The sequence below is a fragment of the Marinobacter alexandrii genome (assembly GCA_039984955.1).
Taxonomy (GTDB): domain Bacteria; phylum Bacteroidota; class Bacteroidia; order Cytophagales; family Cyclobacteriaceae; genus Ekhidna.
Genome location: JBDWTN010000007.1, coordinates 2,089,202 through 2,114,283, shown reverse-complemented (window position 1 = coordinate 2,114,283; position 25,082 = coordinate 2,089,202). Strand labels below are relative to the sequence as shown.

Below are 25,082 nucleotides of genomic sequence, written 5' to 3'. Positions count from 1 at the left end.
TTAAAGGCTATTCAAGTAATCGTTTGCCATCATCTTGATAGCAGGGATAGAATCTTGAGTTGCCAAAATTTCCTCCAATAACAGACGAGCCTGTGATTGTTGATCTATTTCCATCATTGATACCGCTAAATAAAGCTTGGCTTCATGATCTGCCGAATTTAGTGATACCAGATTTTCAAATCTTTCCTTGGCTCTTTCAAATTGTCCACTTTGGATTGCCAAAAGGCCAAGGTTTAGAATGGCTTGTCTATTTGTTTCATCTTGAGCTAAGATTTCTCTGAGCATGCTCACCCCAGCCATGGGATTTTCAGAAACAACAAGTGTCATCGCCAATCTATTTTTCAATACTAGGTTTGTTGGATCTTTTTCCAACAGTTTTTGTAAAACCTCTCTAGCTTTTACAGCGTAATCTTTTGCTTCCTCTGGTCCTGAAGACCTCTCGTAAGCAATAAAGTAAATGTCTGCGACTAATTCAGACGGTCTTTGAACCCATAACTGAATAACCTCTGCATATCGTGCTGCACTATCCACTGCCCCATAGTCGAGAAAGCGTCTTGCCAAAGAATGCGCAAAGTTAGCCTTTTTATCAACATTTTCTTCCTGATTGATCAATCTTCTTAGCTCATTGATCTGATTTTCAACTTCTTGAGGGATTTCCATTGAGTGACTTTCCGTTTCAGTCACTTCCTGTAATTGCTCATTCTCTACTACACTTCTCGGCAATTGAAATAAGATTACAACGAGCGCACTGGCTCCTAACAGAAGAATTAACTGTGATCTTGTCACTTGATCTTTGCTGAGTTTTTAATTTTCTCTACGAAAATTTTTGATGGCTTGAAAGATGGAATGAAATGCTCATCAATCACTATAGCGGTATTCTTTGAAATATTTCGAGCTATTTTCTTTGCTCTCTTCTTATTTACAAAGCTTCCAAAGCCTCGTACATAAACATTCTCTCCATTGGCCATGTTATTTTTTACCACGGTGAAGAATGCTTCTACTGAAGCCTGTACGTCTGCTTTGTCTATTCCGGTTTTATCGGAAATTTCATTTATCACATCGGCCTTTGTCACAACTGTCTGATTTATAGGTGGGTGTTTGAAATTGGGTGGCCAAAATTAAATTTGCACCTTCACATAAAAAAAGGATTTCTAAATTATTAAGTCATCGAAGAGAAAACATTTGCCAAAAGGCTAATTAATTGGTACACAGAGAGAAAGCGTGACCTCCCATGGCGAAGGACAAAAGACCCATATCCAGTTTGGTTATCTGAAATCATTCTCCAGCAAACCAGAGTAGACCAGGGTCTTCCCTATTGGGAGCGTTTCGTAGAGTCTTTCCCTACTATTCATGATCTGGCAAGCGCTCCCGAAGAAAAAGTTCTCCGTCTTTGGCAGGGACTTGGCTATTATTCCAGGGCCAGAAATTTGCACTCCACAGCTAAACATGTTTCAGAAAACCTCAATAGCTTTCCCAGCACGTATTCAGAAATAATAAAGTTAAAAGGAGTTGGACCCTATACTGCTGCTGCCATTGCATCTATTTGTTTTGACGAACCTAGGCCTGTAGTAGACGGTAATGTCTATCGTTTTGCTTCAAGATATTTCGGTATAGAAGAAGATATTTCAAAAAGTGGAACGCGTAAAATTTTTGAAAAGAAGTTAGAAACTGAAATTCTAGAGAAAGATCCTGGATCTTTTAATCAGGCAATGATGGAGTTTGGTGCCACTGTATGTGCTCCTAAACCAAAGTGTGATGATTGTCTTTTCCAAGTGGACTGCCTCGCAAAAACAAAAGGTATTGAAAAAAGCCTTCCGATAAAGACCGGTAAAACAAAGGTCAGAGACCGATTCTTTAATTACTTGGTATTCAAGTTCGGTGAAAATTATATGCTTAAGGAACGGATAGAAAAGGATGTTTGGAGTGGCCTTTTTGATTTTTACCTTATCGAGGGAGCGCTAAACGAAGAAGAAGTCTTAGAGCAAGCAAGACAGAAATTGCAACTTTCAGATTTTGTATTAAATGAAATCAGTGAGCCAATGATTCATGTTTTAAGTCACCAAAAGATAACTGCTCACTTTTACGAAATAAAAGTAGATAACATTGAAACAATTTCTCAAAAAGGTAATTTAAAATCGTATTCCGTTGAGGAAATACTAAATTTGCCAAAACCTAAACTAATAGTAAATTACCTACAACGAGTAGGTATATAATAATCATTTTATGTCTGGAGTAAACAAAGTAATCTTGGTTGGTCGTCTTGGTAAAGACCCTGAAGTTCGTCATCTAGAAAACGGAGCTACTGTTGCAAACTTTTCTATTGCTACATCAGAGACATACAAAGACCGTCAAACAGGGGAACGAAGGGAACAAACTGAATGGCATAACGTAGTTCTATGGAGAGGTTTGGCTGAAGTGGTCGAAAAGTATGTGAAGAAAGGTGATATGATTTATGTTGAAGGAAAACTTAGAACACGTTCTTGGGAAAAAGATGGTGTTACCAGATACACAACCGAGGTTGTGGGTGATAATATGACCATGCTTGGAGGTGGCGGAGGTTCTTCTCAAAATCAACAAGGTGGAGATTATTCAAATCAACAGCCAGCACAAGCCCCTACTCCAGTACAAGACTCAGGAGGTGGTGATGCAACTGATGATCTTCCTTTTTAACGAAATAAATAATACTTGGAAACATCTTTAGACGATCCATTCCCCACGGTGTTGTTAAGTATGATGGCAGACCTGCCCGTCTCCTTTTTCATAATCAATGGATTGGTGGTGCTCGTTTTGCTCTGCCTTTCAGGCCTCATTTCTGGTTCAGAAGTCGCTTTTTTCTCTTTTTCTCACAATCAAATCATGGAACTGAACAGATCTGGTGATGTGAAAGAAAAGCGGATAAGTTTATTGCTTCATCATCCAAAAAGGCTTCTGGCTACAATTCTGATCCTAAACAATCTTGTCAACATTTTTATAGTAACTATTTCTACCTATGCAACCTGGCAAATAGTGGGAGATGAGAGCAGGCAAGGTTTAACGATTGTAATCTTGACATCCGCTATTACCATCCTTATCATCTTGTTTGGAGAGATTATTCCTAAGGTTTACGCCAATCATAATGGAAGGGCTTTTGCAAAACTTACTTCTGGAATGCTTTTGATTTCCTATAGATTTTTTAAACCAATATCTTGGTTTTTAATGAGTGTGACTGGGCTAATTGAGAAAAGAATGGAGAAAAAGGGATATAACCTATCTGTAGAGGAAATCAATCAGGCCCTGGAAATTTCCGTTGCAAAAGAAGAGGTATCCGAAGAAGAAAAGGGTATTTTGAAAGGGATAGTAAACTTTGGAACCCTTTCAGTAAAACAGGTCATGAAATCGCGCATGGATATCACCGCTATTGATATAGAGACTGATTTCCACGAATTGATGAATCAAATCAACAAAACAGGGTACTCCCGAATACCTATTTATTCTGAAACCGTGGATAAGGTAGAAGGAATCCTATACATCAAAGATCTCCTCCCGCATATTGTTGAAGAAGAAGATTTTCAATGGCAACAGCTTCTACGTCCAGCATTCTTCGTCCCTGAAAGCAAGAAAATAGATGATCTCTTCAAAGATTTTCAAGAAAAACAAGTTCACATAGCAGTAGTGATTGATGAATACGGAGGTACATCTGGTTTGATTACTATGGAGGATGTGATTGAAGAAATTGTTGGTGAAATCAATGATGAGTTCGATGATGAAAGTGATGTAGCTTACAATAAGCTAGATAATCAGACTTTCATTTTTGAAGGCAAAACTTCGCTAAACGATTTTTGCAAAATCACTAATTCTGATGTTTCTGTTTTCGATTCTGTGAAAGGTGAAAGCGAATCTTTGGGTGGTCTTTTACTTGAGATTAACACCAAACTCCCTAGTGCTGGGGAGAAAATCAGATTCTCTCATTTTGTTTTTACTGTAGTAGCTGTTGATCAGAGAAGGATTAAACGTGTTAGAGCCTATATCAATTCAGACAAAAGTAACGTTGCTGGATTTGAAGATTAGAATCACCTTTGTTGGCATATGAAATATTTCACACTTGTTTTTGCTTTATTTTTTGTTGCCTGTGGAAGTGATTATTTGCCTAAACCCCGGGGATATAACCGCATTAATCTTCCCGAATCTGAATATATATCGCTTCCTGATTCATTTCCATACCATTTTAAATATTCCAAACATGCTAAAATTTTAAAAGACTCTAGCTGGATATCAGAAAAGTATTGGATCAATCTATTTTATGCTGAAATGGGTGCTACTATTCAAATTACTTATAAACCTGTAACAGATTCCATTATTCGAGAATACTTGAGTGACTCGTATAAACTCACCTCTCAACATAGCGTGAAAGCTTATGCTATTGAAGAAAGTATTATTGAGCTTCCAAGTGGCCTATTTGCATCCTTCACTGAACTCGAAGGTGATGTACCTACACAAGCTCAGTTTCATGTCTCTGATAGCACGGATCATTTTTTAAGAGGAGCGTTATATTTCAGAACAGCTACTAAAAACGATTCTCTAGCTCCGATCATTGACTATATTAAGCAAGACATTTTGTATCTGCTTACTACTTTGGAATGGAGAGACTAATTTTAGTCTATGCATCAGTTCTTTGATCGTTCAATTGAGTATCTGAAAGGAGTAGGCCCTCAAAGGGCCGAAACACTCAATAAAGAACTGCAAATCTTCACATTCGGTGACTTACTTCAACATTATCCGTTTAGACACGAAGACAGAAGTCGCTTTTACAAAATCAATGAGCTACAACCAGACATGCCATATGTCCAACTCATTGGAGAATTTAAATCCTTCAAGACTATAGGAATTGGAAGAAAAGCTAGGTTGATGGGTGTGTTTGCCGATGAAACAGGAACCATTGAAATGGTCTGGTTCAAGGGAGTACAATGGGTCCAAAAAAGCTTAACAATTGGAGTAAGATATGTTGCCTTTGGCAAAGCGAGCATATTCAACGGAAAATTCAATATTGCTCATCCTGAAATTGAAATCCAGACAGAGAAGAACACCAAAGGAGGATATCTCCAGCCAATATATCACACTACTGAAAAAATGAAAAAAAAAGGACTTGATAGTAAGTTCTTTTCAAAAGAGATGAAAATTCTCCTGGTAGAGGCGGTAAATTATATCCAGGAAACACTACCAGATAAATTAATCCATCAGTTTCGACTTATTGATAAAAAATCGGCAGTTGTTGCCATGCACTTTCCCAGGACAGCACAGCACATACAGCAAGCTCAAAATCGAATGAAGTTTGAGGAGCTTTTTTTTGTACAGCTTCGATTGATCAAACTCAAAATTGCCAGAACAGAAAAATACCGTGGTGCAATCATCAACAAGAGTGAACTTCTTCACGAGTTTTATGAAAAACACATGCCTTTTGAGCTTACAGGAGCTCAAAAAAGAGTTGTTAAAGAAATTTACTCGGACTTCCGTTCAGGTCATCAAATGAATCGATTGGTACAAGGAGACGTAGGAAGCGGCAAAACCATGGTCGCTTTTCTCGCTATGCTTATTGCGATCGGTTCTGACTTTCAATGTGCTTTCATGGCTCCAACTGAAATTTTAGCTGAGCAGCATTTTAATGGATTGAAAGAACAAACCAAACCTTTAGGAATTCATATTGCAAGACTTACTGGATCTACTCCAAAATCCGAACGTAAGATTATTCACGAAGGACTCATGTCTGGTTTAATCACCATTTTGGTAGGGACACATGCGTTGCTAGAAGACAAGGTAAAGTTCAAAAATCTGGGTCTGGCAGTAATTGATGAACAGCATCGCTTTGGAGTAGCACAAAGAGCAAAGCTGTGGACGAAAACCACGGATATCTATCCACATGTGCTGGTTATGACAGCTACACCCATCCCGAGAACCTTAGCCATGACACTTTATGGAGATCTGGATATTTCAGTTATCGATGAGCTACCTGCAGGAAGAAAGCCAATTATTACCAAGCATTTCAGGGATACAAAGCGGCTAGAGATGTTTGGGTTTGTGGAAAAAGAGATTGAGAAGGGAAGGCAAGCCTATATTGTATATCCTCTTATTGAAGAATCCGCTACACTAGATTATAAAGACCTGATGGATGGATATGAGGGAATAAATAGACGGTTCCCTGACTATCAGATATCTGTGGTTCATGGAAGAATGAAGGCAGAAGATAAAGAATGGGAGATGCAACGTTTCGTGAAAGGTGAAACACAAATCATGGTCGCGACTACAGTGATTGAAGTGGGGGTAAATGTTCCTAATGCAAGCATCATGGTTGTTGAAAATGCTGAACGTTTTGGACTATCTCAGTTGCATCAGCTCAGGGGAAGAGTAGGAAGAGGTGCAGATCAATCTTACTGTATATTGATGACTGGTGTAAAGTTGAGCACAGAAGCTCGTACCAGAACTAAAACAATGGTCGACACAACCGATGGTTTCAAAATCGCCGAGGTAGATTTAGCACTTCGAGGACCAGGAGACTTAATGGGTACGCGACAAAGTGGCGCGCTGGATTTGCTTGTTTCTGATCTTGTAAAGGATGGTGAAATCCTGAAGGCTGCACGAATAGCAGCTCAAGATTTATTAAAAGGTGATCCCAACCTCGAAATGCAGGAACACCGAATGATTAAAACACATATTGATTCATTCAGCAAGAATGCTGTGAATTGGGGTAGAATTTCCTGAAAAGATAGACCCAAACCTAGTTTAGATTATCACATCTCTAATGGTCAATTGCAAAGCGCTTGTTATATAGGCGAAGTAACCCTGTGAGTTCTCTTTTAGAGAGTTTGCTAAAATCTGACCTACATGCGAAACTTTTACTTAAGCTTTTTCTTGCTACCCTTTTTTGCTTTTTCTCAAAAAACTATAAACGGAACACTGTTAGATTCAGAATCGCAAGAGCCCATTGCATACGCACATGTTTTTCTGAGTGATAGTAGTAAGGGAACCTTTTCCGATTTAGATGGAAGTTTTTCCCTCACCTCAGAAAGAGATTTTAAAAACCCTGAGCTAGTTATAAGTCATGTCGGCTTTGAGCTGAAAACAGTTAAAATAAATAGTGGTGATGTGGGGTTAATCAAGCTGAAAGCCAAGAAAGATAAGTTGCTTGATGTGGAGGTAAGCAGTGGTGTAGACAAAAAGTGGAGAAGAGAATATGAATTATTTAAGGAGGCTATTTTGGGCTCTACCCCCTTTGCTGAGAAATGCAAAATTCTAAACCCATGGGTCATAGATTTCTCGAAAGTGAAAGAAGCATTCTTAGCCACAGCAGACAAACCTATCGAAATAGCAAACGATGCTCTAGGCTATCGAATAAGTTTCAGACTTGACTTTTTCTCAATTATTAATACAACAGTTTTTATTAAGGGCCACCCGACGAAAGTTCGAAATCTTTCAGCGAATGAGCAACAAAGAATTGAGTTTGATAGGAATCGCCAAAAGGCTTATGAAGGTTCCGTTTATCACTTCGCCCAGTGTCTCGCAAATGATTCACTAGACCATTGTGGGTATGAAGCATACTTTGTTGGGTATGAGCTAACAGATATTGCCCACATTCAAGTACAGAAGAATTTAATTGAAAACAGAAGAGTAACCCATAGAAATAGAATTTTGACTAAAAGAGGTAGTGAAAATCAATTTGATTTTGATGGATTTCTACAAGTTATATACACTAATCCGATAACAGAAAAATCAGAAGAATCCTGGATAAAGCAGAATGGAGATGCATTTATTACAGAAAAGGGAGTTATTGAAAACCTAGACAACTTAAAGCTATATGGCTCTTTTTCTAACGATCGTTTAGCAAACTATCTGCCATTAGCTGAACTCAAACCTTATTACAAAAAGCAATTAAAAACGAAATCAATAGCTGACAAAATAAGATCCAAGTTTCCGGAAAATAATCTTAATGAAAAAGTCTATTTACACACAGACAGGGAGGTATATTATGCAGGTGAAGATATATGGCTGAAGGGATACATCAACCCTTCAGAAAATGGCGCTGTTCAATCAAGAAAATTATATGTAGAACTTATAAATAAGGATAGCTCAATCACACAAACAATCATCTCCATAGAAGATGGTAAAGCTTCTGGCTATTTAACTATTCCAAATAGTCTGACAGACGGCCCTTATATGATAGCCAGCTATACAGACCTAAACGCTAAATATCCAGATAGTCATTTCAAAAAGCCTATTCAGATTGGATACTGGGAGGCAAAAACAATTCGTAATTCAAATGATTCTGGTACCATTTCCATTTTCCCTGAAGGTGGTGAACTAATAGCTAGGATAGTCAATAATGTTGCATTCGAGATTAAAGATTCAAAAGGCAATAGAATGAATGGAGAACTTAGCCTCTATGAAGGAAATAAGAAGTTGACTAATGCTAAAACTGATTGGGCAGGAAAAGGATCTTTTAAGCTAATCCCAAAAGAAAATGTGCGGTATTCACTTAAGGGTAACGAGTTAAATCTCACACCTCATAAATTCTCCGCAAGCACAAAAGAGATTGGAATTATTGTTCAAAATACAGTTGATGGGTTTAGGGTCAACCTTCAATCAAATGTCGTAATAAGCGACTCCATTTATATAGTCACATCCTGCAAAAATAAATTACAAAGCATACATCATGCATTTCTATACAAAACCTATCAACTGATGATTCTCAATGAAGATTTAAATGATGGTGTAAACGTTATTACAATTTTTGATAAAAACATAAATCCCCTTCTTGAGAGGGTAATGTATAAGCCCCCTACTATCGTGGGTTTAGGTTTGAATGTATCATCACAAGACCTTCAAACAAGGGTTACAATTGCTGGCCAAGATTCTATAAAATCAGCTTCTCTATCAATAATTGATCTCTCCAAGTCTAACGATAGGGGTATTGAAAGCATTCTTGTGACGAACTACTTGCGTCCAGAGATTAAAGGAATGATTCAAAATGCTGATCAAATATTTTTTGAACCTAATGAAAAAAACATTGACTTTTTGATGTTGAAAAATGGTTTAAGAAATTTTAATGAAAACATAGAGTTAACTAATGAAACTATCCAAAAGGAACTGATCGCTGGCTTCCAAATTAATGGATCAATTGATTTCAAGAAAGCTAAAAAAGCTCATACCGATACGATCTATCTTATCAATAGAAAATCAAAAACCCCTTTACTTTCTGAGATCGTAGATGAAAAAGGACAATTTTCTTTTGACAATGTTTCCTATACTGATTCAACTAGTCTTTTTTTCGCGTTTGATAAAAAGTATGCTAAAAATGTTTCATCAATTAATTTAACAGCAGATCACGATTGGCAATATATCAGTGGGTATCCTTTTAAATTTGATTTTTCTGATGAACTTCTAAATGAAAGAAGAAAGCTTAATTTTGAAAATTACATTAGGTCACGCACTTCGTTTAACACCTCTGAAGCCACCTTATTGGAAGAGGTTGTTGTCCTTGGCGAGGAAGGAAGCTCCCTGAAATCCAGAAAGTACAGTATAACAAGTGCGGACATCTTATCATTTAAAGAAAAACCACTAGCGGGATTCGGAATAACTACTTATACAGCTATTCAGCGTCTACAGTCTGTCGAAGTTATAATCTATTATGAAGTAGGTGGTGCTATTATTAGAGATGTTAAACTAATCAACTCAGAAGTTACCGACCCCCTTAGAAATGAGATTGATCTATTCATCGATAATTCCTTTTCTGAACCTATTACGCTTCTCTACATGAACCCTGCAAATATTGAGCGAATTGAGTTTGTTAAACTCTATGGAAAAAATGGTTCTCTGTTTGTATATACAAGAGAGATTACTGAAAAAAAATCAAACAGACGAGTCTTTCAGAAAAGACTCAAGGGCTTTCAGGAGAAAAAAGATTTTTACACAGAAAAGCTTCTTCAAAACCCAAGTCACCAGTCAGCAACACTCCATTGGGATCCTTCCATTTCCAACGATCAAAGGTCTATCTCATTTTCTGTCCCTCAAAAACAAATCCCGATGAAAATAATTCTGGAAGGATTTACCAAAGACAATAAGCCTTTTCGGTTAACTAAAACTTACCATAGCAATTAGTATCTTATGCTTTAATGAAAGCACAATACATCAAGCTCCTCAAAAAGCAAATCAGTAAATTAGACGAAGAAAGTTTCGATCTCGAAGCATGGAAGACCAGTGCAATTACTGTTTTGAGTCGAATCTTCGGAGAGTCCGACACAAGAGTTAAGCAAATTGAAAACCTAAAGATAGACTACAGCAGTTGGACCTTAAGAGATTCAAACGCCAACTACAAACCAGTAGAAACTGCAAAGTTGAAGGGCATAGAGATTCTGAATACGGCCATTGATGAGATTGAAATCTTCGGTGCTCCAGAAAGTCACTCAATGGACGTTTTAGGCCAAGATTTTGTAAAAAAAATACAAGATATGACCGAAAAAGAACGCAAAAGGCACTTCAACGAAATGAAGAAAGAAAAGCTTGTCGAGCTTTTGCTGAAGCTCACTTCATAAGTGTTATGATTGAGGGCACAACATAAAGAATGGTTTATTGTAAAAATTTTACAATAAATTAAGATTAGTGCTTAAAATGCCTCACTCCAGTCATTACCATAGCTAAACCATTAGCATCACAATAGTCAATTGATAATTGATCTTTAATGGAACCACCAGGCTGAATCACTGCGGAAATCCCCGCTTTATGCGCAATCTCTACACAATCTGGAAATGGGAAAAATGCGTCTGATGCCATGACCGCACCATTTAAGTCAAATCCAAAATTTCCAGCTTTTTCAATAGCTTGATTTAGTGCGTCTACTCGTGATGTCTGTCCAACTCCACTTGCCAGTAGTTGACCATTTTTAGCTAGCACTATTGTATTAGACTTTGACTGCTTACACACCTTCGCAGCGAAAATTAAATCATCAACCTCCTCAGATGATGGAGCCTTCTTCGTTTTCACCTCAAGGTCTGACTTGCTTTCAGACTTCAAATCATAGTCTTGAACAATGATCCCGTTTAGCATGCTTTTATACTGAGTCTGCTGATGCCATGACTTTTTCTGTACCAGAAGGATTCTATTTTTCTTCTGCTTAAGCACTTTCAATGCCTCCTCGCTAAAGGATGGTGCAATTAGGATTTCAAAGAATAAGCTGTTCATTTCTTCAGCTGTTTCTCCATCTATTTCTTTATTGCAAATCAGCACTCCACCAAAAGCAGAAACTGTATCCGCAGCAAATGCTCGTTGATAAGCTTCTTTCGTATTTGATCCTGTCGCAATACCGCAAGCATTATTGTGCTTCAAAATACCAAAAGCTGTTTCATCAAATTCAGCAATCAGCTGAACTGCAGCCTCAATGTCTACAAGATTGTTATAGGAAATCTCTTTTCCATGTAGTTGATCAAAGTACTCAGAAAGATCACCGTAAAAGGTCCCTTTTTGGTGAGGGTTCTCACCATACCTTAAGGTTCTGGCTGGTGAGGCGCTTACTCTAAATGCAGGTACTTCATCTTCTCCATTCATCCAGTTGAAGATAGCTGAGTCATAATGGCTGGATGTGGCAAATGCTTTTGCCGCAAATAGCTTTCGCTCCTCCTCACTAGTCTCTCCATTTTGGTTATCGAGAATGTTCTGCAAATCTCGGTAGTATTCCATCGAGCTGACCATCACTACGTCCTTGTAGTTTTTCGCTCCTGCACGGATCAGAGCAATTCCACCAATGTCAATTTTTTCAATAATGTCTTCTTCTGACGCTCCGCCTGCTACAGTCTCTTCAAATGGGTATAGGTCTACAATCACTAAGTCGATTGGAGGAATTTCGAATTTCTTTGCTTCGGCTAAATCAGATTCATTATCTCTTCTATGTAGAATTCCACCAAATACCTTCGGGTGAAGGGTTTTTACACGTCCACCAAAGATTGAAGGATAATCAGTCAGACTTTCAACTGGAATCACTTCAATTCCCAATTCCTTGATGAATTTTTCGGTTCCTCCAGTACTGTAAATCTTTATTTCTTGCTCGGCAAGCTTGCTAACGATTGGCTCCAAGCCATCTTTGTGAAATACAGAAATAAGGGCAGACTCAATTTTTTTTGTAGACATGTTAGGTGGACGGTTTATATCAAAGGTTGCAAAGGTACCATCGTAGATGGTTTTATCAATTATGAGCTTTGATATACTCGCCAATTACTCGAGGAAAATGCTCATACTCTAAAGCATGAATTTTTTGAGCTAATGAATCAGGGGTATCTTTCGGTTCTACTTTGCACTTTGCTTGAAATAAAACTTCCCCTTTATCGTATTCTTCATTAACTAAGTGAATGGTAATTCCCGACTCAGCTTCATAAGATTCAATTACCGCCTTGTGGACTTGGGAACCGTACATCCCTTTTCCTCCAAATTTTGGGAGCAAGGCAGGATGAATGTTAATGATTCGATTAGAAAATGCACGCACTAAATAATCGGGAATCAACCAGAGGAAGCCAGCCAATATGATATAATCAATGCCTTCCAGTCGCTTCAGAAAGGAAGAGTCTCTAAACTCCTCTTTTGAAAAAGTGAAAGAAGGGATAGCTAATTTTTTGGCTCGCTCATGAACAAAGGCATCTAATTTATTTGAGAGAATCTCGTTGACTTGAATGTTTGGATGCTTTGCGAAATATTTTGCAATATTCTCTGCATTACTCCCACTGCCAGAGGCAAAAATGGCTAGGTTTATTTTCTTATCCACGTTGCAAAGCTAACTAGAACGCATCTTCAAAAACGTCGATATTACCGGCTGTATCAACACAGGCAATATCAAACCGAACATCCTTTTTCCAATTGATCCCATAGATGTAGTCTTCAGCAGCTTCTTTGATTCGTTCTTGCTGAGAATTTGAAACAAACGTTTCTGCCTCGCCAAAGTCCGTTCTGCTTCGGTTTTTCACTTCAATAAAGATCAAAAGCTTATCACTCAGTAATGCAATAAGATCAATCTCTGCTCGGCCAAAGCGATAGTTGGTTTCTAAAATCTCGCAACCTTCTTTTTCATAGTAGCGTTTCGCTATTGCTTCACCTTCAATACCTTTAGTTTTGCGATCCATTGTTAGACGAAATTAAGAAAGTTAATGTCAGAACTATACCCACTTAAATTCAAAACCATCTTTAAAGAAAAGCTTTGGGGCGGCCAGAAAATTAAAACGATTCTTGAAAAAGATTTTGGTGAGCTTGAGAATTGCGGTGAAACTTGGGAGCTTTCCGGTGTGTCTGGAAATATTTCTGAAGTAGAAAATGGATCGATGGCCGGTAGTCTTCTCAGCGATCTTGTTTCACAGTGGAAAGACAAATTAGTTGGCGAAAAAATTTACCAAAGGTTTAGCGATGAGTTCCCACTGCTGATAAAATACATAGATGCTGCAGAGGATCTTTCTGTGCAAGTGCATCCCAATGATGAACTAGCTCAAAAAAGACACAATTGTCCTGGGAAATCAGAAATGTGGTACATCATCCAAGCTGATGAAAATGCCTCTCTTATCAATGGATTTGTTAAAGAAACTAATAAAGTAGAATATTTAGACCACTTCCATTCAGGAAGAATAATGGAGCTTCTTCATTCTGAAAAAGTGAAAAAGGGAGATGTATATTATCTGCCTGCAGGCCGTGTTCATACCATTGGGAAAGGGCTTTTTATAGCCGAAATACAGCAAACCTCAGACATTACTTACAGAATTTATGACTTTGACCGTGTAGACAAAGAAGGCAACAAAAGAGATTTACATACAGATATGGCCTTAGATGCTTTGGACTATTCAAAACCAAATGACCTAAAAAGCGAGTATAGCGAAACCGTTAATCAAACGAACACAGCCGTTTCATCGCCATATTTCACAACCAATAAACTAAATGCTGATAAAAATCTAAAAATCGATAGAAGTAATATTGATTGTTTCAAAATTTATATCGGAGTTAGTGGTTCAGGAGAAATTGCCGGTGAAAGTATCAAACTTGGTGAGGTAATACTTGTTCCAGCTTCCATGAAAAACTATACAATAGAACCAGAAGGAAAGCTAGAATTGTTAGAGACTTACATTGATGCCTAGAAAGCATGACAAAACAGACGCAATTCATTCACTTAGGATTAAAAGACTATCAAGAAGCTTGGGATTATCAAGAACAGCTTTTCAAAGAAACTGTTGATTTAAAAATTGCCAACAGAAAGCTTACTCAAGAAGAAAACGTAGAAACCAAAAACTACCTCATTTTCTGTGAACATCCACACGTGTTTACCCTTGGAAAAAGCGGTGATGAAAATCATCTTCTCGCCAACGAGGCATTCTTAAAAGAGAAAGAGGCAACTTTCTATAAAATCAACCGAGGAGGAGATATTACCTATCATGGACCTGGACAGATCGTAGGGTATCCCATTCTCGATCTAGATCATTTTTTTACGGATATTCACAAATATCTACGCTACTTAGAGGAAGCAGTCATTCTAACGTTAAAAGAGTATGGCATTGAGTCTGGAAGAATAAATGGACTCACTGGTGTATGGCTTGATTGGGAAGATGACAAAAAAGCACGCAAAATCTGTGCACTTGGTGTAAAGAGTAGCAGATGGGTAACCATGCATGGATTTGCATTTAATGTAAATACCAACCTCGATTATTTCAATTATATCGTTCCGTGTGGAATTCAGGATAAAGCCGTTACTTCATTGCAAAAGGAATTGGGCAGAAAGCTTGATATCCAAGAAGTAGAGGAGAAACTAAAAATCCAGCTTGCTACACTTTTTGAAATGGACTTGGTCGACGCTCCTTAGAAGTTAATCTGGAAATCCCATACCCAAGAAATGTTGCCATCAAGTGCATAAGAGAAATGTGTAAATCAATTCCTAAAACAGATAAGTTAAACATTTCGAAAATCACAGGAATACTTAGCATCAACCAGGGCTTTCGGCTTTTGGTAGATAAGGCGCCATAAACCTGAAACATACCGATAGATCCTCCCATCCAGTTTCTTTCAAAGGCGAATTGAAAAAACTCACTTTCCGGAAAATAATCTAAACCTACTGTATAAAAAATTCCATAAAAAGGCGCAACAGTAAAATATGCTGAAATGAAAATTAAGGCTGTCATCTTAGCTCCAAAGATTGCTTCATGAGATTGAACAATTATTAAAATCCCAAGAACTGATACAAACAGAATATGATCTAATCCATTGTGAAGAAAGAGTGTAGTAAAAAGGTTTCGGATGAAAATTAACGGAGATTCTGTAAGATTCTTTACCCAAAAGGCATATTCGCATTGCAGAGCTAGTTGCCAGGTTCCTTCGCAGTTTCTTGTTGAAGCAAAGCCAAGGAAGCCTATGATAGACCAAATAATAATAAGATATGCTATCGAAAAACGCTTGTGAACAATAACCTCTTTTAGAGAGATTAGTTCATTGTTAACTCCCTTCCATGGCCATACAAAAGGAAAAATCCTTTCCTTTTGAGGGTTGTTTTGATTCATTTGCCTAAAATAGTAATTGTGATCAAGATTGCTAAATATTCTAACGGCCGATGACTAAGGAATTGATTACATGAATTTTCAAAACACAAAATCAAGCACCGCTTGTGAAAAAAGATATTGATTTCTCCCCAGTCAAAAATGTACATGTGGTCATTGCCAAAAATGATGAAGCCTGGAAGGTGTTTATCATCAATAGAAATCAAGCTAAACTTGAAAACGTAATGGTCACTTCCCGAGGATATGGAGAAACAAAAACTGAAAAACAGCAGACCACTGTTCTTCGTCACATGATTCCATACATTGAATCTGGAATGTATGCATTGATTGAGCCAATTGACGAATCTGTTTTTCACTTAAATAATGAATACTGGGTGAGCTATTTTATTGATGGGCAGGTATATGATAAAAAGTTTATCTTTGTGCCAGACTCAATCATTGAAGAAAACCTGATCTTCATTGAAGAGTTGGAAATGAAAGGTATCTTTCATGATTAAATACCTGACTAATCTTAAAAGTTGATTTTACATCACTTTCAGCGCAATAAGATTCAGAAATGTCAGAGTATTAAAACAAACAAAGTTTGCATAATCACTTTCAAGACTTTCTCATCATTGATATTGAAACAGTGTCTGGAAACGAAGACATTGAAAAACTATCGCCAGCATTAAAAAAGCACTGGGAACGAAAAGCCGGTTTCATTCGAAACCCAGATGATAAAACACCCGAAGAACTGTACTTTGATCGTTCAGCTATTTATGCAGAGTTTGGGAAAATCATCGTCATTGGAATAGGGTTTTATCATGAGGTTAAAGGAAAGCAAGCTTTGCGAGTAAAATCAATCGCTTCGCATGACGAAAAAGAATTATTAACAGAATTTAAAAATTTTATAGAATCAAAATTTGATCAGGATAATCTCAAATTATGTGCACACAATGGAAAAGAATTTGACTTTCCTTACTTGTGCAGAAGAATGCTGATCAACGATATTAAGATTCCCTGGTCATTAAATATTACAGGGAAAAAACCATGGGAAGTCAATCATATTGATACTATGGAGCTATGGAAATTTGGCGACTGGAAAAGTTTTACCTCGCTGGATTTACTAACCGCCATTTTTGATATCCCCTCCAGCAAAAAAGACTTGGATGGGTCAATGGTGACAAAAACATATTATGAAGAAAATGATGGGTTAAAGAGAATTGAGGAATATTGCAGAAAAGATGTTGTAGCAACCGCTCAACTTTATCTCCGCCTCAACAACTTACCACTGATCGCCCAAGATCAGATTAACATCGTAACATGACCGCACGGTCGAACAAACAATGAGTAAAAAACGAAAAAAATTAGGATCAAGATCCAAAAACCAAACACCAAATCACGTAAAAAACATCAAGAGTGAACTACACTCGATCTTTTCCTTAAACGACGGAAAATCATACGGATATAGAGATCTTATCAGAAAGCTTCAATTGCGTGATAAGAAATCAAAAGACTATTTAAAGAATCAACTTTTTAGCCTTGAGAGTAGAGAACAAATCAGACGGCTTAGTGATGGTAGATATGTAAGCAACAAAGAATCAGAATACATTCAGGGGATTGTGGATCACGTAAATCCCAACTTTGGCTATATAGTAACCCCAGAAGGTGAAGAGGATATTTGGGTGAAAACCTTAGATCTAAACTTTGCTATCCATGGAGACCTGGTAAGTGTCGTGCTAACTAGACCTGCCAAAAAGGGTTTTAGACCCGAAGGAAAGGTCGTCAATATTCTCAATCGAAATCGAGATGAGTTTGTAGGAAAAATAGAAATATCGGAAAAGTTCTCTTTTGTTATTTCTGACAGTCGAAACATCCATTTTGATATCATGGTTTATCCAGAAAAAATTGGGAAAGCCAAACCAAATGATAAAGTTTTAGTCAAAATTGATAAATGGCATGACTCAAAAAACAGAAGTCCACTAGGGACAGTAACTGAAGTTCTTGGACAAGCTGGAGAAAATGATGCTGAAATTCATTCGATTATGGCAGAGTTTGGCCTGCCTTTTCGCTTTCCTAAGAAAATCGAAAAAGCGGCAGATGTTATTTCTGACCTGATCTCAACAGAAGAAATTAAGAAAAGAAGAGATTTCAGAGACATTACCACGTTTACCGTGGATCCACACGATGCAAAAGATTTTGATGATGCGCTATCGATAAAAGAGCTAGAAGATGGAAAGTACGAAATAGGGATTCACATAGCAGATGTATCGCACTATGTTGAGGAAGGAAGTGAGCTTGATAAAGAAGCTGTAGATAGAGCTACTTCTGTTTATCTAGTCGATCGAACCATCCCAATGCTTCCCGAAAGACTGTCCAACGGTCTTTGCTCTCTAAGGCCTAAAGAGGAAAAGCTCACCTTCTCTGCTGTTTTCGATATAGATGCCAAAGGATCGGTTTCTAAAAAATGGTTTGGAAGAACGATTATCAATTCTGATCGACGCTTTACCTATGAAGAGGCGCAAGAAAGAATTGAGGGGTTGGATAGCGATTTCACCAAGGAGGTTGTCACGCTTAACAATATAGCAAAGCAGCTTAGGGAGAAACGCTTTCAACATGGCGCAGTGAATTTTGAAACAGTAGAAGTCAAGTTCAAACTTGCTGAAGATGGAAAACCTTTGGAGGTAATCCCCAAAGAGCGAAAAGACGCGCATAAAATGATCGAAGAGTTTATGCTTCTTGCGAATAAAGAAGTAGCAACTCATATTTTCAAGTGGAGAGAGAAGGGCAAAGAAGAAGGAAGTAAAACCTTCGTATATCGGGTACATGATAATCCGGATCCAGAGAAGCTAAGCACGTTTGCCTCATTCGCAGCACGCTTTGGTCATAAAGTGGATACTGGCGGAAATATTTCACATGGCTTGAACAAGCTCATAGAAAATATTGAAGGCAAGCCTGAGCAAAATGTATTGGAATCTTTGGCTATCAGATCTATGGCTAAAGCGAAATACACTACTGATCCAAGACATCATTTTGGTTTGGCTTTTGATCATTACACTCATTTTACTTCCCCTATTCGTAGATATCCGGATGTGATGGTCCATCGCCTCCTCGAACATTATCTGCAGGGAGGTAAAAACGTGGGTGATGAAGAACATGAACCTCTTTGTATGCATTCTTCTGAGCGTGAAAAACGCGCGGCAGACGCAGAGCGTGCTTCCATCAAATACAAACAGGTGGAGTTCATGGAAACTATGCTCGGGCAGGATTTTGAAGGAATTGTTTCTGGAGTAACAGAGTGGGGAATTTTTGTTGAGATCATCCAAACTAAGTGTGAAGGGATGATCAGAATGGCTGATCTAGATGACGATTTTTATGAGTTTGATGAAAAGCAAATGAGAGTCATCGGAAGAAACAATAAAAGAATCATCACCCTCGGAGATAAACTAAAAGTCCTTGTTGCCAAAACAGATATTGATAGAAGGACGATTGATTTGGAGTTGGTAAATGAAAACGACTAAATCCAATTATTTTATTGAAGTTGAATCAACCTCAAGAATAAGCCAAGCAGCCGTTTATGAACGATTAGCTATTTTTATGCAAGAGTTAGGAATTAAATGTCTTGATAAGAGACCCTGATTATGCTAAGCAAAAAAGCACTAGACATGTTGGAGTATAATGGATACTCCATGAAAAATGATGAATCTCAAATTTCATTCAATCATTCTTCTACTGATATGATTGGGTTAATGATTGTACTTATTCTGACATTTGCTGTTGTCGTATTTCTAGTTTCTGTTCAGCTATTCGTTGGTTTAGGAGTCGCTGTATTGGCTTTCTTGATATTCCTTCCAATAGTCAAAAGAAGTAAAGGAAAGTTTCGATTAATCATTGACAAGAAGAATAAGTCTTTAAGTGTCAAAGAAAATGATTCCACTATTTCTAAATCATTTCAATTCATCGATAGTATTTTCATTCACTCCAAGTTTGTTGATGAGTATTCCAGCGCTTTCAAAAGTACGAGCGAAGAGCATAGAATAACCATTGGGTTGGAAATGGATAATAAGAAACTGATCCCGATCTTCAAGTTGATATCGGATCATGCCAAGCCTTCGAAGGAAATGAATGAAGTGCATGATTATATAAAGTCATTAATCTCTTAGACTCAGCGAGATTCTTCGTCCGGTATTAATTGAAAAAAGAGGCATTCTTGATTTTTTCAGTTAATATTAATTGTGAAAGCAATAGGTCTTTGGACTTATTAAAACCACCTAATCATGGAATCATCCAACCTGAGCAAGAAGGCCATCCACCTTCTTCAAGAAAACGGTTATTCTTTCAAAAAGAAAGATGGCAGAATCGCTATCAAGCGCACCAATAGTTATATGGGCGCGGTAGTCCTTCTTTTTGTAACACTCTTTCTCTCTATTCCTGTTTTTTCAGCTGGTGCTATTTATGGGGTAATACTTATTGCAGCCGTAGTGGGCGCTATAGTCATTCGAAAAATCTTCTTTACTCACCGATCATCACTACTACTTGATTTAAATGCAAAGACTTTTACAGCAATTGTTGGAACATATCACCAGGAAGATCAGTCATTAAAAATGATTTCCGCTATTAAGCTAAATTCAAAATTTATTGATGAGTACACCACTGCAGCAAGAAACTCTGTGGAAGAACACTTGATATCAATTACGATTCAATTAATCACAAAAGAAGAAATTACACTATTTCATTTTAAATCGGATCAAGCAGAGCCCTCAGCAGAAATCAATGAAGTTTACAGTTTAATCGAAGATATAGTAAAGACAACCAAGTCGATTTAGTCTAAACCTATATCCTGAAATCAGCTTTATCCAATCACACTGCATGCTTGTAAAAAATATTTCAACCATGCCTTTGCATATTTATGGCCTCCCTTTTATGGTTTCTATTTTTTCATCGGGATAAACCTTTCATTTGTCGCTTTATCTAAAGTTTTATTTTTTTTCATTTATATCTTGGCTACAAACAATTACCGCTAATCGTGAAAGGCCTAAAGTATTTAAAGAAAGAGCAAGGATTTTACCTCTTTCTGATGATTTCTGCGTACGCATCTACACTGATTTTCGGAATATTCTATTGGGTCGCTGGGGCAAGGGAATTATATTTTCCCACCTTTGGGGCTTTCTTTTTATTCGTACTATATGGGATTCTATCATTCTATTCCGTAGGGTTGGTTACACTTTTTAGACTTTCAATTCTCACTGCTTTAGCAGCATTTTTTAATCAAGTCTATTTCACAGGAGGAATGCTATCATCAGGAGTCGTAGAATTTTTAATTCCTCCTCTTTTAGCTTTTTTCTATCGGCCAATTAGCGATCGTTATTTTTTTATGGCCTTTTCAGCTATCTGTATGATCGTCATGTGGCCATTAACGCAATTGGGTTTCACTCAAAACTTGTTGCCAGAAGAACTTCATATTACTCATGGTGTATTTTGTTCAATATTCGTCTTTACAATTGTTTCTATTTATACCTTCTTATTTCGCAATGCTCTGGTCATTAAGAATCAACAAATCGGTGATTCTATGAAACAATTACAGGAGACTACTCATAAATTAATCCAGTCAGAAAAAATGGCTTCCTTAGGAATGCTTTCAGCTGGTGTCGCACATGAAATCAACAATCCTCTAAATTTTATTAAGGGTGGAATAGAAGTGTTAGAGCAAGGACTTCAAAAAGAGAAAAAACTGGAATTCGACGCTGATCCTTGTATCCATGTGGTGAAAGAAGGTCTTAATAGAGCCACAGTAATTGTAAATAGTTTAAATCACTTTAGCAGAAGCTCTGAGGGTATGAACGAACAGTGCGATATTCATGAAATCTTAGAAAATAGCCTAGTCATGTTACAGCCTAAAATCAAGTACAAAGGCAAGGTTTTTAAGGAATATGCTGAGGAGTCTCTCATTATTCAAGGCAATGAAGGAAAACTGCATCAAGCATTTTTGAATCTAATATCAAATGCTGAACAATCAATTAATAGCAAGGGTAATATCACCATCAAAACAAAGAAATTAAAAAAGAAAATTGGAATAGAAATAATAGATGATGGAGAAGGGATAAGTAAGGAAAACCTGAATAAAATAAGTGATCCCTTCTTTACTACTAAGCCAGTAGGAATGGGAACTGGTTTAGGCCTTTCTATTACCTATAAAATCATTCGGGAACATAATGGGGAAATTAAAGTTTCTTCTAAAATCGGTAAAGGTTCTAAATTTGCCATATCATTCAATCTAAATTGAAAAACACAGTCCTTTTTGTAGATGATGAAGTAATCAACCTTTTTGTACTTGAAAGAAGGTTTGAAGAACAGTATAATGTCCTTACCGCTCAGTCAGGTGAAGAAGCCCTAGAAAAAATTTCTTTAAACGGAGCATCTCTCAATGCAATAATTAGCGATTTGCGAATGCCTCAAATGGATGGACTTGAATTGATAGGAAAGGCAAAAGAGCAATTACCAAACTTACCTTGCTTCCTGCTAACCGGCTATGATTTCAATGAGCAAATTGAGGAAGCCTTAAAAGAAAATAAGATATCACATCTATTCAAAAAGCCATTTGACTACAACGAAATAGATCAGAAGCTAAAAGAAATGATTTAACGATGAGCTTCTTTTAGCAAATCGGTTACGGTCTTCACAGGACTGAACGTACTCAATGGAACTTCGACAAATATGGTATTCCAATAAGCCATTCCACCATTCCATAAACCAGCTAGTTCCATAGCCAAAAGCTGTTCCCCGTTATATGATTTTTCGGAAATAAAGCCTGCTTCTGAGTCTCGATATGCTAATAAATCAAACTTTTTCCCTTTGTAGTTCCTAATTCCAAGAACCAGGTCTACCGGATTAAAATGCGTCCCTCTATTGAAAATTTCTATTTGTCTTTTTTCGCTTTTATTGATTTGCGCAGACTCTATGATTTGAAGACTTTCAAAACCCTCATTCTTAATCCAAAAAGGGCCTCCTCCTGGTTCACCTTCATTTTTTACCATCCCACAAACTCTAATAGGGCGATTCAAAAGTTTTGGAACCTCTTCGCTCGAAAAATTTCCTTTTAAACCTATTTGATTAAGCAGTTCATTCGACTCTCGCACGATATCCTCACCTAAATCATGACGTTCCAATAAATCAAAGATTTTTTCTTGAAATAGGATCAAAACTCCAGCAAGTGCTTTTTTAAAATCAATAGTTTCTTCCTTCAACCTATCGGAGACCACATTATCAATATTCTTGACAAATACGATATCAGCCTCTAGTTCATTAAGATTTTCAAGCAAGGCTCCATGTCCTGCAGGACGAAACAATAATTTTTCATTTTCATCCCGAAATGGTTCAAAGTTCAATGTTGAAGCTATAGTATCTGTTTTCTCCTTTTGAACGCTGAATGAAATTTCAAACAAATCATTTGAATGCTCAGCGACTCCATTAACATGATTTTGAAAGCCTTTTAAGTGTTCTTTTGAAACGGTGAAATGAATCTTAGTAACACCTGCTTTTGTTGCATATCGTTTACCTTCGGTCATATGTTCTTCCACCGGAGTTCTTTCAAATGATTTGTATGAATGAAATTTCAGCAACCCCTTAGGAAGATTCCCATAGTCCAACCCTTGAGATTTAAGTAAACATTCCACAACTAGATCATATGCATTTCGTTTTAACGCTTCCTCCACGGAAAATCCGTGGATAGATTCAAATGCAGCTAATAAGTCGTTGTAAAAAGCAAACTCTTTCAAATCTGAAAAAAACACATCCAATTTCTTATCCTCGGATTTAAGCTCTTTAAAAGATTCTTCCGTCTTATCATATGTATCCAGGAAAGAGAAGAGAGCCTTGAACATTCTGGTCGCTGCTCCTGAAGCAGGAACAAACTTTATGACTGAAGCATCGCAATTCTCATACCTCTGAATATCCTTTTCAATATTTGCTAATTGAATGATACCATCATCAATTATTGCTGGTGAAGAAAGTTTGATTGAAGGAAAGCCTTCTTCAAATTTTTTAAGCTGATTTTGAACTTGTTCTAGGCTAAGTCCCTTTTCAGATATATATTCTTGGTCGCTTTTTCTAAACATATCGCTTATTATTCGAAATACAATCAAATCGAAGGGTGAAGTTGTTTAATTTCAAAAGAAAACAAATTAATTTGGGTCAATAAATAATCACCTAAAAATATGAACTCAGAACTTCACAGAATAGCACCCACTTTTTATGGAATAACAATGGTTCCTCCATCGGGGTGGAGAGATTACGGATACGCTCTTTTAATAATTGCCGGATCCGACGGTGAAGTCTCCGATCCAGAACTTGAATGGTTGACCGTAGAATGCGCCAAGGCAGTTGGTATTGATGATGAGATCATTGCCGACTGGGAGGAATATGATTTTGAAGAAGTCTCCTTAGAAGAAATTTTCAATTCATTCAACATCAAATCGTTTTCAAATTTCAATAAGCTATTGATCTATGATGCAATTAGAATGTCCAGCGCTGATGGAGAATATGCAGAAGATGAAAGAGAGCAAGTTTATCGCGCCGCGCAAATCTTAAGAGTATCCAACGAAGCTGTTATGTCCATTGAAGCTTTAGTTGACTTAGAACATGCCGCAAATAAGCTACGCTTGACGATACTCTAACCGTAAATTTCATTCAATACATTGGCTAATCTAATCCCAGCTTGAAGTAGGCGTTGATTTAACAATTCAATTTTTTCATAATTATAGCGATAGCTAAGCTTATTATCTTCAGGGATATTTAAATAACATTGATTTCGGTAGCTTTTAGATTCGTTCGCCCAATCTAGCACCTCAAGTGAAGACCACAGTGAAAGCTGATTACTACTCGGGTGATCAATCCAGTCTGCATATTCTGTATAACTATATTTCTGGCCATCAATCATCTCACTATCCCAAACTCGATGCAGGTTAGAGTTTTGCCAAAAATATTCCAGTTTTATATCATTCCCCCCTCTATCTTCCCCGTTCCCTACATGTAGCGGTTGATGAATGTCGCCTATCAGGTGTATAAGGCACTTCAAGGCGAAAGCCTCATCTTCGTCTGTAAACGTTTTTGATTCCAACTCAGCCATAAGTCGTTGAATTGTCACTATGATATCTCCTTCGTCTGGCGTTCCAGACTCTTCATAAGATTTTCCATCCTGAATTGTAGCATAATGCCAGGGAGACATGTGCTTATACGTAGCATCCGATTTGATAAAATCCATATAATTACTTACTTCAGCAAGGGTTTCATTTCCCAGCACAAAAGCAATATTCTTTTTGGCTTTTTTCGTCAAATGTCTTTCTGCAATAAGGCCCACAATTCTATGTCCCGTAGCTCCCCATCCAAAAGATTTAACAGCAATGACAAGTGAGATTATGATAATTGAATATTTCTTCATGCAATAAAGTTAGAAGAATCAAAAACATGTTAGCGTTAAAAAGAGATTAAGCTTTTGCTAAAAAAGAGAAGGCGTGCCCTAAAAAGGTACACGCCTAATCACCAACCTAACCTAAAAGAAAGTCTTTAAGTAAA

25 protein-coding genes are annotated in these 25,082 nt (G+C 37.3%); 17 read left to right on the top strand and 8 right to left on the bottom strand.

Translation table 11 applies throughout. The features are described 5' to 3' along the window. Together ABJQ32_15600 and ABJQ32_15595 are read right to left on the bottom strand one after the other, a co-directional pair. Complete coding sequence (locus ABJQ32_15600) at positions 1-786, bottom strand: tetratricopeptide repeat protein (protein ID MEP5291077.1); 786 nt, start codon at positions 784-786, stop codon at positions 1-3. Next, a complete protein-coding gene (locus ABJQ32_15595) occupies positions 783-1,073 on the bottom strand; it encodes an HU family DNA-binding protein (protein ID MEP5291076.1) in 291 nt (96 codons plus the stop codon). Before ABJQ32_15595 ends, ABJQ32_15600 begins: the two co-directional genes overlap by 4 nt. A 93-nt stretch (positions 1,074-1,166) precedes the next feature. Between ABJQ32_15595 and mutY the strand changes: the two genes are divergently transcribed. The 7 genes from mutY (at position 1,167) to ABJQ32_15560 (ending at position 10,559) form a co-directional block, all read left to right on the top strand. Continuing rightward, complete coding sequence (gene mutY, locus ABJQ32_15590; GenBank protein MEP5291075.1) at positions 1,167-2,213, top strand: A/G-specific adenine glycosylase; 1,047 nt, start codon at positions 1,167-1,169, stop codon at positions 2,211-2,213. Between the two features lie 10 nt (positions 2,214-2,223). Continuing rightward, positions 2,224-2,670, top strand: a complete 447-nt coding sequence (ssb, locus tag ABJQ32_15585) for a single-stranded DNA-binding protein (protein MEP5291074.1) — start codon at positions 2,224-2,226, stop codon at positions 2,668-2,670. A gap of 15 nt (positions 2,671-2,685) precedes the next feature. Beyond that, a complete protein-coding gene (gene gldE, locus ABJQ32_15580) occupies positions 2,686-4,047 on the top strand; it encodes a gliding motility-associated protein GldE (protein MEP5291073.1) in 1,362 nt (453 codons plus the stop codon). An 18-nt stretch (positions 4,048-4,065) separates the two neighbouring features. Then, a complete protein-coding gene (gene gldD, locus ABJQ32_15575; GenBank protein ID MEP5291072.1) occupies positions 4,066-4,629 on the top strand; it encodes a gliding motility lipoprotein GldD in 564 nt (187 codons plus the stop codon). Between the two features lie 9 nt (positions 4,630-4,638). Continuing rightward, the gene (gene recG, locus ABJQ32_15570) at positions 4,639-6,732 is read left to right on the top strand and encodes an ATP-dependent DNA helicase RecG (protein ID MEP5291071.1); all 2,094 of its coding nucleotides are present in this window, start codon (positions 4,639-4,641) and stop codon (positions 6,730-6,732) included. A gap of 123 nt (positions 6,733-6,855) precedes the next feature. Next, the gene (locus tag ABJQ32_15565) at positions 6,856-10,125 is read left to right on the top strand and encodes a carboxypeptidase-like regulatory domain-containing protein (GenBank protein MEP5291070.1); all 3,270 of its coding nucleotides are present in this window, start codon (positions 6,856-6,858) and stop codon (positions 10,123-10,125) included. Positions 10,126-10,139: 14 nt separating this feature from the next. Further along, entirely contained in the window at positions 10,140-10,559 is a 420-nt protein-coding gene (locus ABJQ32_15560; GenBank protein ID MEP5291069.1) for a hypothetical protein, read from the top strand. A 64-nt stretch (positions 10,560-10,623) separates the two neighbouring features. Here the strand turns inward: ABJQ32_15560 and purH are convergent, their stop codons facing one another. Genes purH through ABJQ32_15545 form a run of 3 tightly spaced genes read right to left on the bottom strand, consistent with a single transcriptional unit; the run spans position 10,624 to position 13,130 of the window. Further along, positions 10,624-12,147, bottom strand: coding sequence for a bifunctional phosphoribosylaminoimidazolecarboxamide formyltransferase/IMP cyclohydrolase (purH, locus tag ABJQ32_15555; GenBank protein ID MEP5291068.1), 1,524 nt, complete (start codon positions 12,145-12,147; stop codon positions 10,624-10,626). 55 nt (positions 12,148-12,202) lie between these two features. Continuing rightward, entirely contained in the window at positions 12,203-12,775 is a 573-nt protein-coding gene (locus ABJQ32_15550) for a phosphoribosylglycinamide formyltransferase (protein ID MEP5291067.1), read from the bottom strand. Positions 12,776-12,788: 13 nt separating this feature from the next. Beyond that, positions 12,789-13,130: a YraN family protein gene (locus ABJQ32_15545; GenBank protein ID MEP5291066.1), complete on the bottom strand. Its 342-nt coding sequence runs from the start codon at positions 13,128-13,130 to the stop codon at positions 12,789-12,791. A 24-nt stretch (positions 13,131-13,154) separates the two neighbouring features. Between ABJQ32_15545 and ABJQ32_15540 the strand changes: the two genes are divergently transcribed. After that, positions 13,155-14,126: a type I phosphomannose isomerase catalytic subunit gene (locus ABJQ32_15540; protein MEP5291065.1), complete on the top strand. Its 972-nt coding sequence runs from the start codon at positions 13,155-13,157 to the stop codon at positions 14,124-14,126. A 5-nt stretch (positions 14,127-14,131) separates the two neighbouring features. After that, positions 14,132-14,845 carry a lipoyl(octanoyl) transferase LipB gene (gene lipB, locus ABJQ32_15535; GenBank protein MEP5291064.1) on the top strand — a complete coding sequence of 238 codons (714 nt, stop codon included), beginning with the start codon at positions 14,132-14,134 and terminating at the stop codon, positions 14,843-14,845. Here the strand turns inward: lipB and ABJQ32_15530 are convergent. Continuing rightward, the gene (locus tag ABJQ32_15530; protein MEP5291063.1) at positions 14,808-15,536 is read right to left on the bottom strand and encodes a hypothetical protein; all 729 of its coding nucleotides are present in this window, start codon (positions 15,534-15,536) and stop codon (positions 14,808-14,810) included. The genes lipB and ABJQ32_15530 overlap by 38 nt on opposite strands. A 104-nt stretch (positions 15,537-15,640) precedes the next feature. Here ABJQ32_15530 and ABJQ32_15525 point away from each other — a divergent pair, with 104 nt between their 5' ends. The 7 genes from ABJQ32_15525 to ABJQ32_15495 all read left to right on the top strand — a co-directional run bounded on the left by ABJQ32_15525 (position 15,641) and on the right by ABJQ32_15495 (position 22,154). Continuing rightward, positions 15,641-16,030, top strand: coding sequence for a hypothetical protein (locus tag ABJQ32_15525; GenBank protein ID MEP5291062.1), 390 nt, complete (start codon positions 15,641-15,643; stop codon positions 16,028-16,030). 86 nt (positions 16,031-16,116) lie between these two features. Continuing rightward, positions 16,117-16,839 (top strand): 3'-5' exonuclease, encoded by a 723-nt coding sequence (locus ABJQ32_15520; GenBank protein MEP5291061.1) that lies wholly within the window; start codon positions 16,117-16,119, stop codon positions 16,837-16,839. A gap of 19 nt (positions 16,840-16,858) precedes the next feature. Further along, the gene (rnr, locus tag ABJQ32_15515; GenBank protein ID MEP5291060.1) at positions 16,859-19,033 is read left to right on the top strand and encodes a ribonuclease R; all 2,175 of its coding nucleotides are present in this window, start codon (positions 16,859-16,861) and stop codon (positions 19,031-19,033) included. A 120-nt stretch (positions 19,034-19,153) separates the two neighbouring features. Beyond that, on the top strand, positions 19,154-19,675 hold the full coding sequence (locus ABJQ32_15510; GenBank protein ID MEP5291059.1) for a hypothetical protein: 522 nt from the start codon (positions 19,154-19,156) through the stop codon (positions 19,673-19,675). Between the two features lie 114 nt (positions 19,676-19,789). Beyond that, complete coding sequence (locus ABJQ32_15505; protein ID MEP5291058.1) at positions 19,790-20,338, top strand: hypothetical protein; 549 nt, start codon at positions 19,790-19,792, stop codon at positions 20,336-20,338. Positions 20,339-20,802: 464 nt separating this feature from the next. Further along, positions 20,803-21,795 (top strand): ATP-binding protein, encoded by a 993-nt coding sequence (locus tag ABJQ32_15500; GenBank protein MEP5291057.1) that lies wholly within the window; start codon positions 20,803-20,805, stop codon positions 21,793-21,795. Then, complete coding sequence (locus tag ABJQ32_15495) at positions 21,792-22,154, top strand: response regulator (GenBank protein MEP5291056.1); 363 nt, start codon at positions 21,792-21,794, stop codon at positions 22,152-22,154. The genes ABJQ32_15500 and ABJQ32_15495 overlap by 4 nt, the downstream gene beginning before the upstream one ends. Here the strand turns inward: ABJQ32_15495 and ABJQ32_15490 are convergent. Beyond that, complete coding sequence (locus ABJQ32_15490; protein MEP5291055.1) at positions 22,151-23,626, bottom strand: DUF4301 family protein; 1,476 nt, start codon at positions 23,624-23,626, stop codon at positions 22,151-22,153. The genes ABJQ32_15495 and ABJQ32_15490 overlap by 4 nt on opposite strands. 99 nt (positions 23,627-23,725) lie before the next feature. On the opposite strand from ABJQ32_15490, the gene ABJQ32_15485 reads away from it, so the two are divergent. Next, entirely contained in the window at positions 23,726-24,184 is a 459-nt protein-coding gene (locus ABJQ32_15485; GenBank protein ID MEP5291054.1) for a hypothetical protein, read from the top strand. On the opposite strand, the gene ABJQ32_15480 is transcribed toward ABJQ32_15485, so the two are convergent. Then, entirely contained in the window at positions 24,181-24,948 is a 768-nt protein-coding gene (locus ABJQ32_15480; protein ID MEP5291053.1) for a S1/P1 nuclease, read from the bottom strand. The two genes, ABJQ32_15485 and ABJQ32_15480, sit on opposite strands and share 4 nt — an antisense overlap. Positions 24,949-25,082 lie beyond the last annotated feature (134 nt).

Coding starts and splice junctions, on each gene's coding strand:
- rnr (MEP5291060.1), top strand. CDS start 16,859: ATGAGTAAAAAACGAAAAAAATTAGGATCAAGATCCAAAAACCAAACA.
- purH (MEP5291068.1), bottom strand. CDS start 12,147: ATGTCTACAAAAAAAATTGAGTCTGCCCTTATTTCTGTATTTCACAAA.
- ABJQ32_15510 (MEP5291059.1), top strand. CDS start 19,154: ATGCTAAGCAAAAAAGCACTAGACATGTTGGAGTATAATGGATACTCC.
- ABJQ32_15545 (MEP5291066.1), bottom strand. CDS start 13,130: ATGGATCGCAAAACTAAAGGTATTGAAGGTGAAGCAATAGCGAAACGC.
- ABJQ32_15485 (MEP5291054.1), top strand. CDS start 23,726: ATGAACTCAGAACTTCACAGAATAGCACCCACTTTTTATGGAATAACA.
- ABJQ32_15560 (MEP5291069.1), top strand. CDS start 10,140: ATGAAAGCACAATACATCAAGCTCCTCAAAAAGCAAATCAGTAAATTA.
- ABJQ32_15500 (MEP5291057.1), top strand. CDS start 20,803: ATGCTATCATCAGGAGTCGTAGAATTTTTAATTCCTCCTCTTTTAGCT.
- ABJQ32_15490 (MEP5291055.1), bottom strand. CDS start 23,626: ATGTTTAGAAAAAGCGACCAAGAATATATATCTGAAAAGGGACTTAGC.
- lipB (MEP5291064.1), top strand. CDS start 14,132: ATGACAAAACAGACGCAATTCATTCACTTAGGATTAAAAGACTATCAA.
- ABJQ32_15565 (MEP5291070.1), top strand. CDS start 6,856: ATGCGAAACTTTTACTTAAGCTTTTTCTTGCTACCCTTTTTTGCTTTT.
- gldD (MEP5291072.1), top strand. CDS start 4,066: ATGAAATATTTCACACTTGTTTTTGCTTTATTTTTTGTTGCCTGTGGA.
- ABJQ32_15540 (MEP5291065.1), top strand. CDS start 13,155: ATGTCAGAACTATACCCACTTAAATTCAAAACCATCTTTAAAGAAAAG.
- ABJQ32_15530 (MEP5291063.1), bottom strand. CDS start 15,536: ATGAATCAAAACAACCCTCAAAAGGAAAGGATTTTTCCTTTTGTATGG.
- ssb (MEP5291074.1), top strand. CDS start 2,224: ATGTCTGGAGTAAACAAAGTAATCTTGGTTGGTCGTCTTGGTAAAGAC.
- ABJQ32_15505 (MEP5291058.1), top strand. CDS start 19,790: ATGGAATCATCCAACCTGAGCAAGAAGGCCATCCACCTTCTTCAAGAA.
- ABJQ32_15480 (MEP5291053.1), bottom strand. CDS start 24,948: ATGAAGAAATATTCAATTATCATAATCTCACTTGTCATTGCTGTTAAA.
- recG (MEP5291071.1), top strand. CDS start 4,639: ATGCATCAGTTCTTTGATCGTTCAATTGAGTATCTGAAAGGAGTAGGC.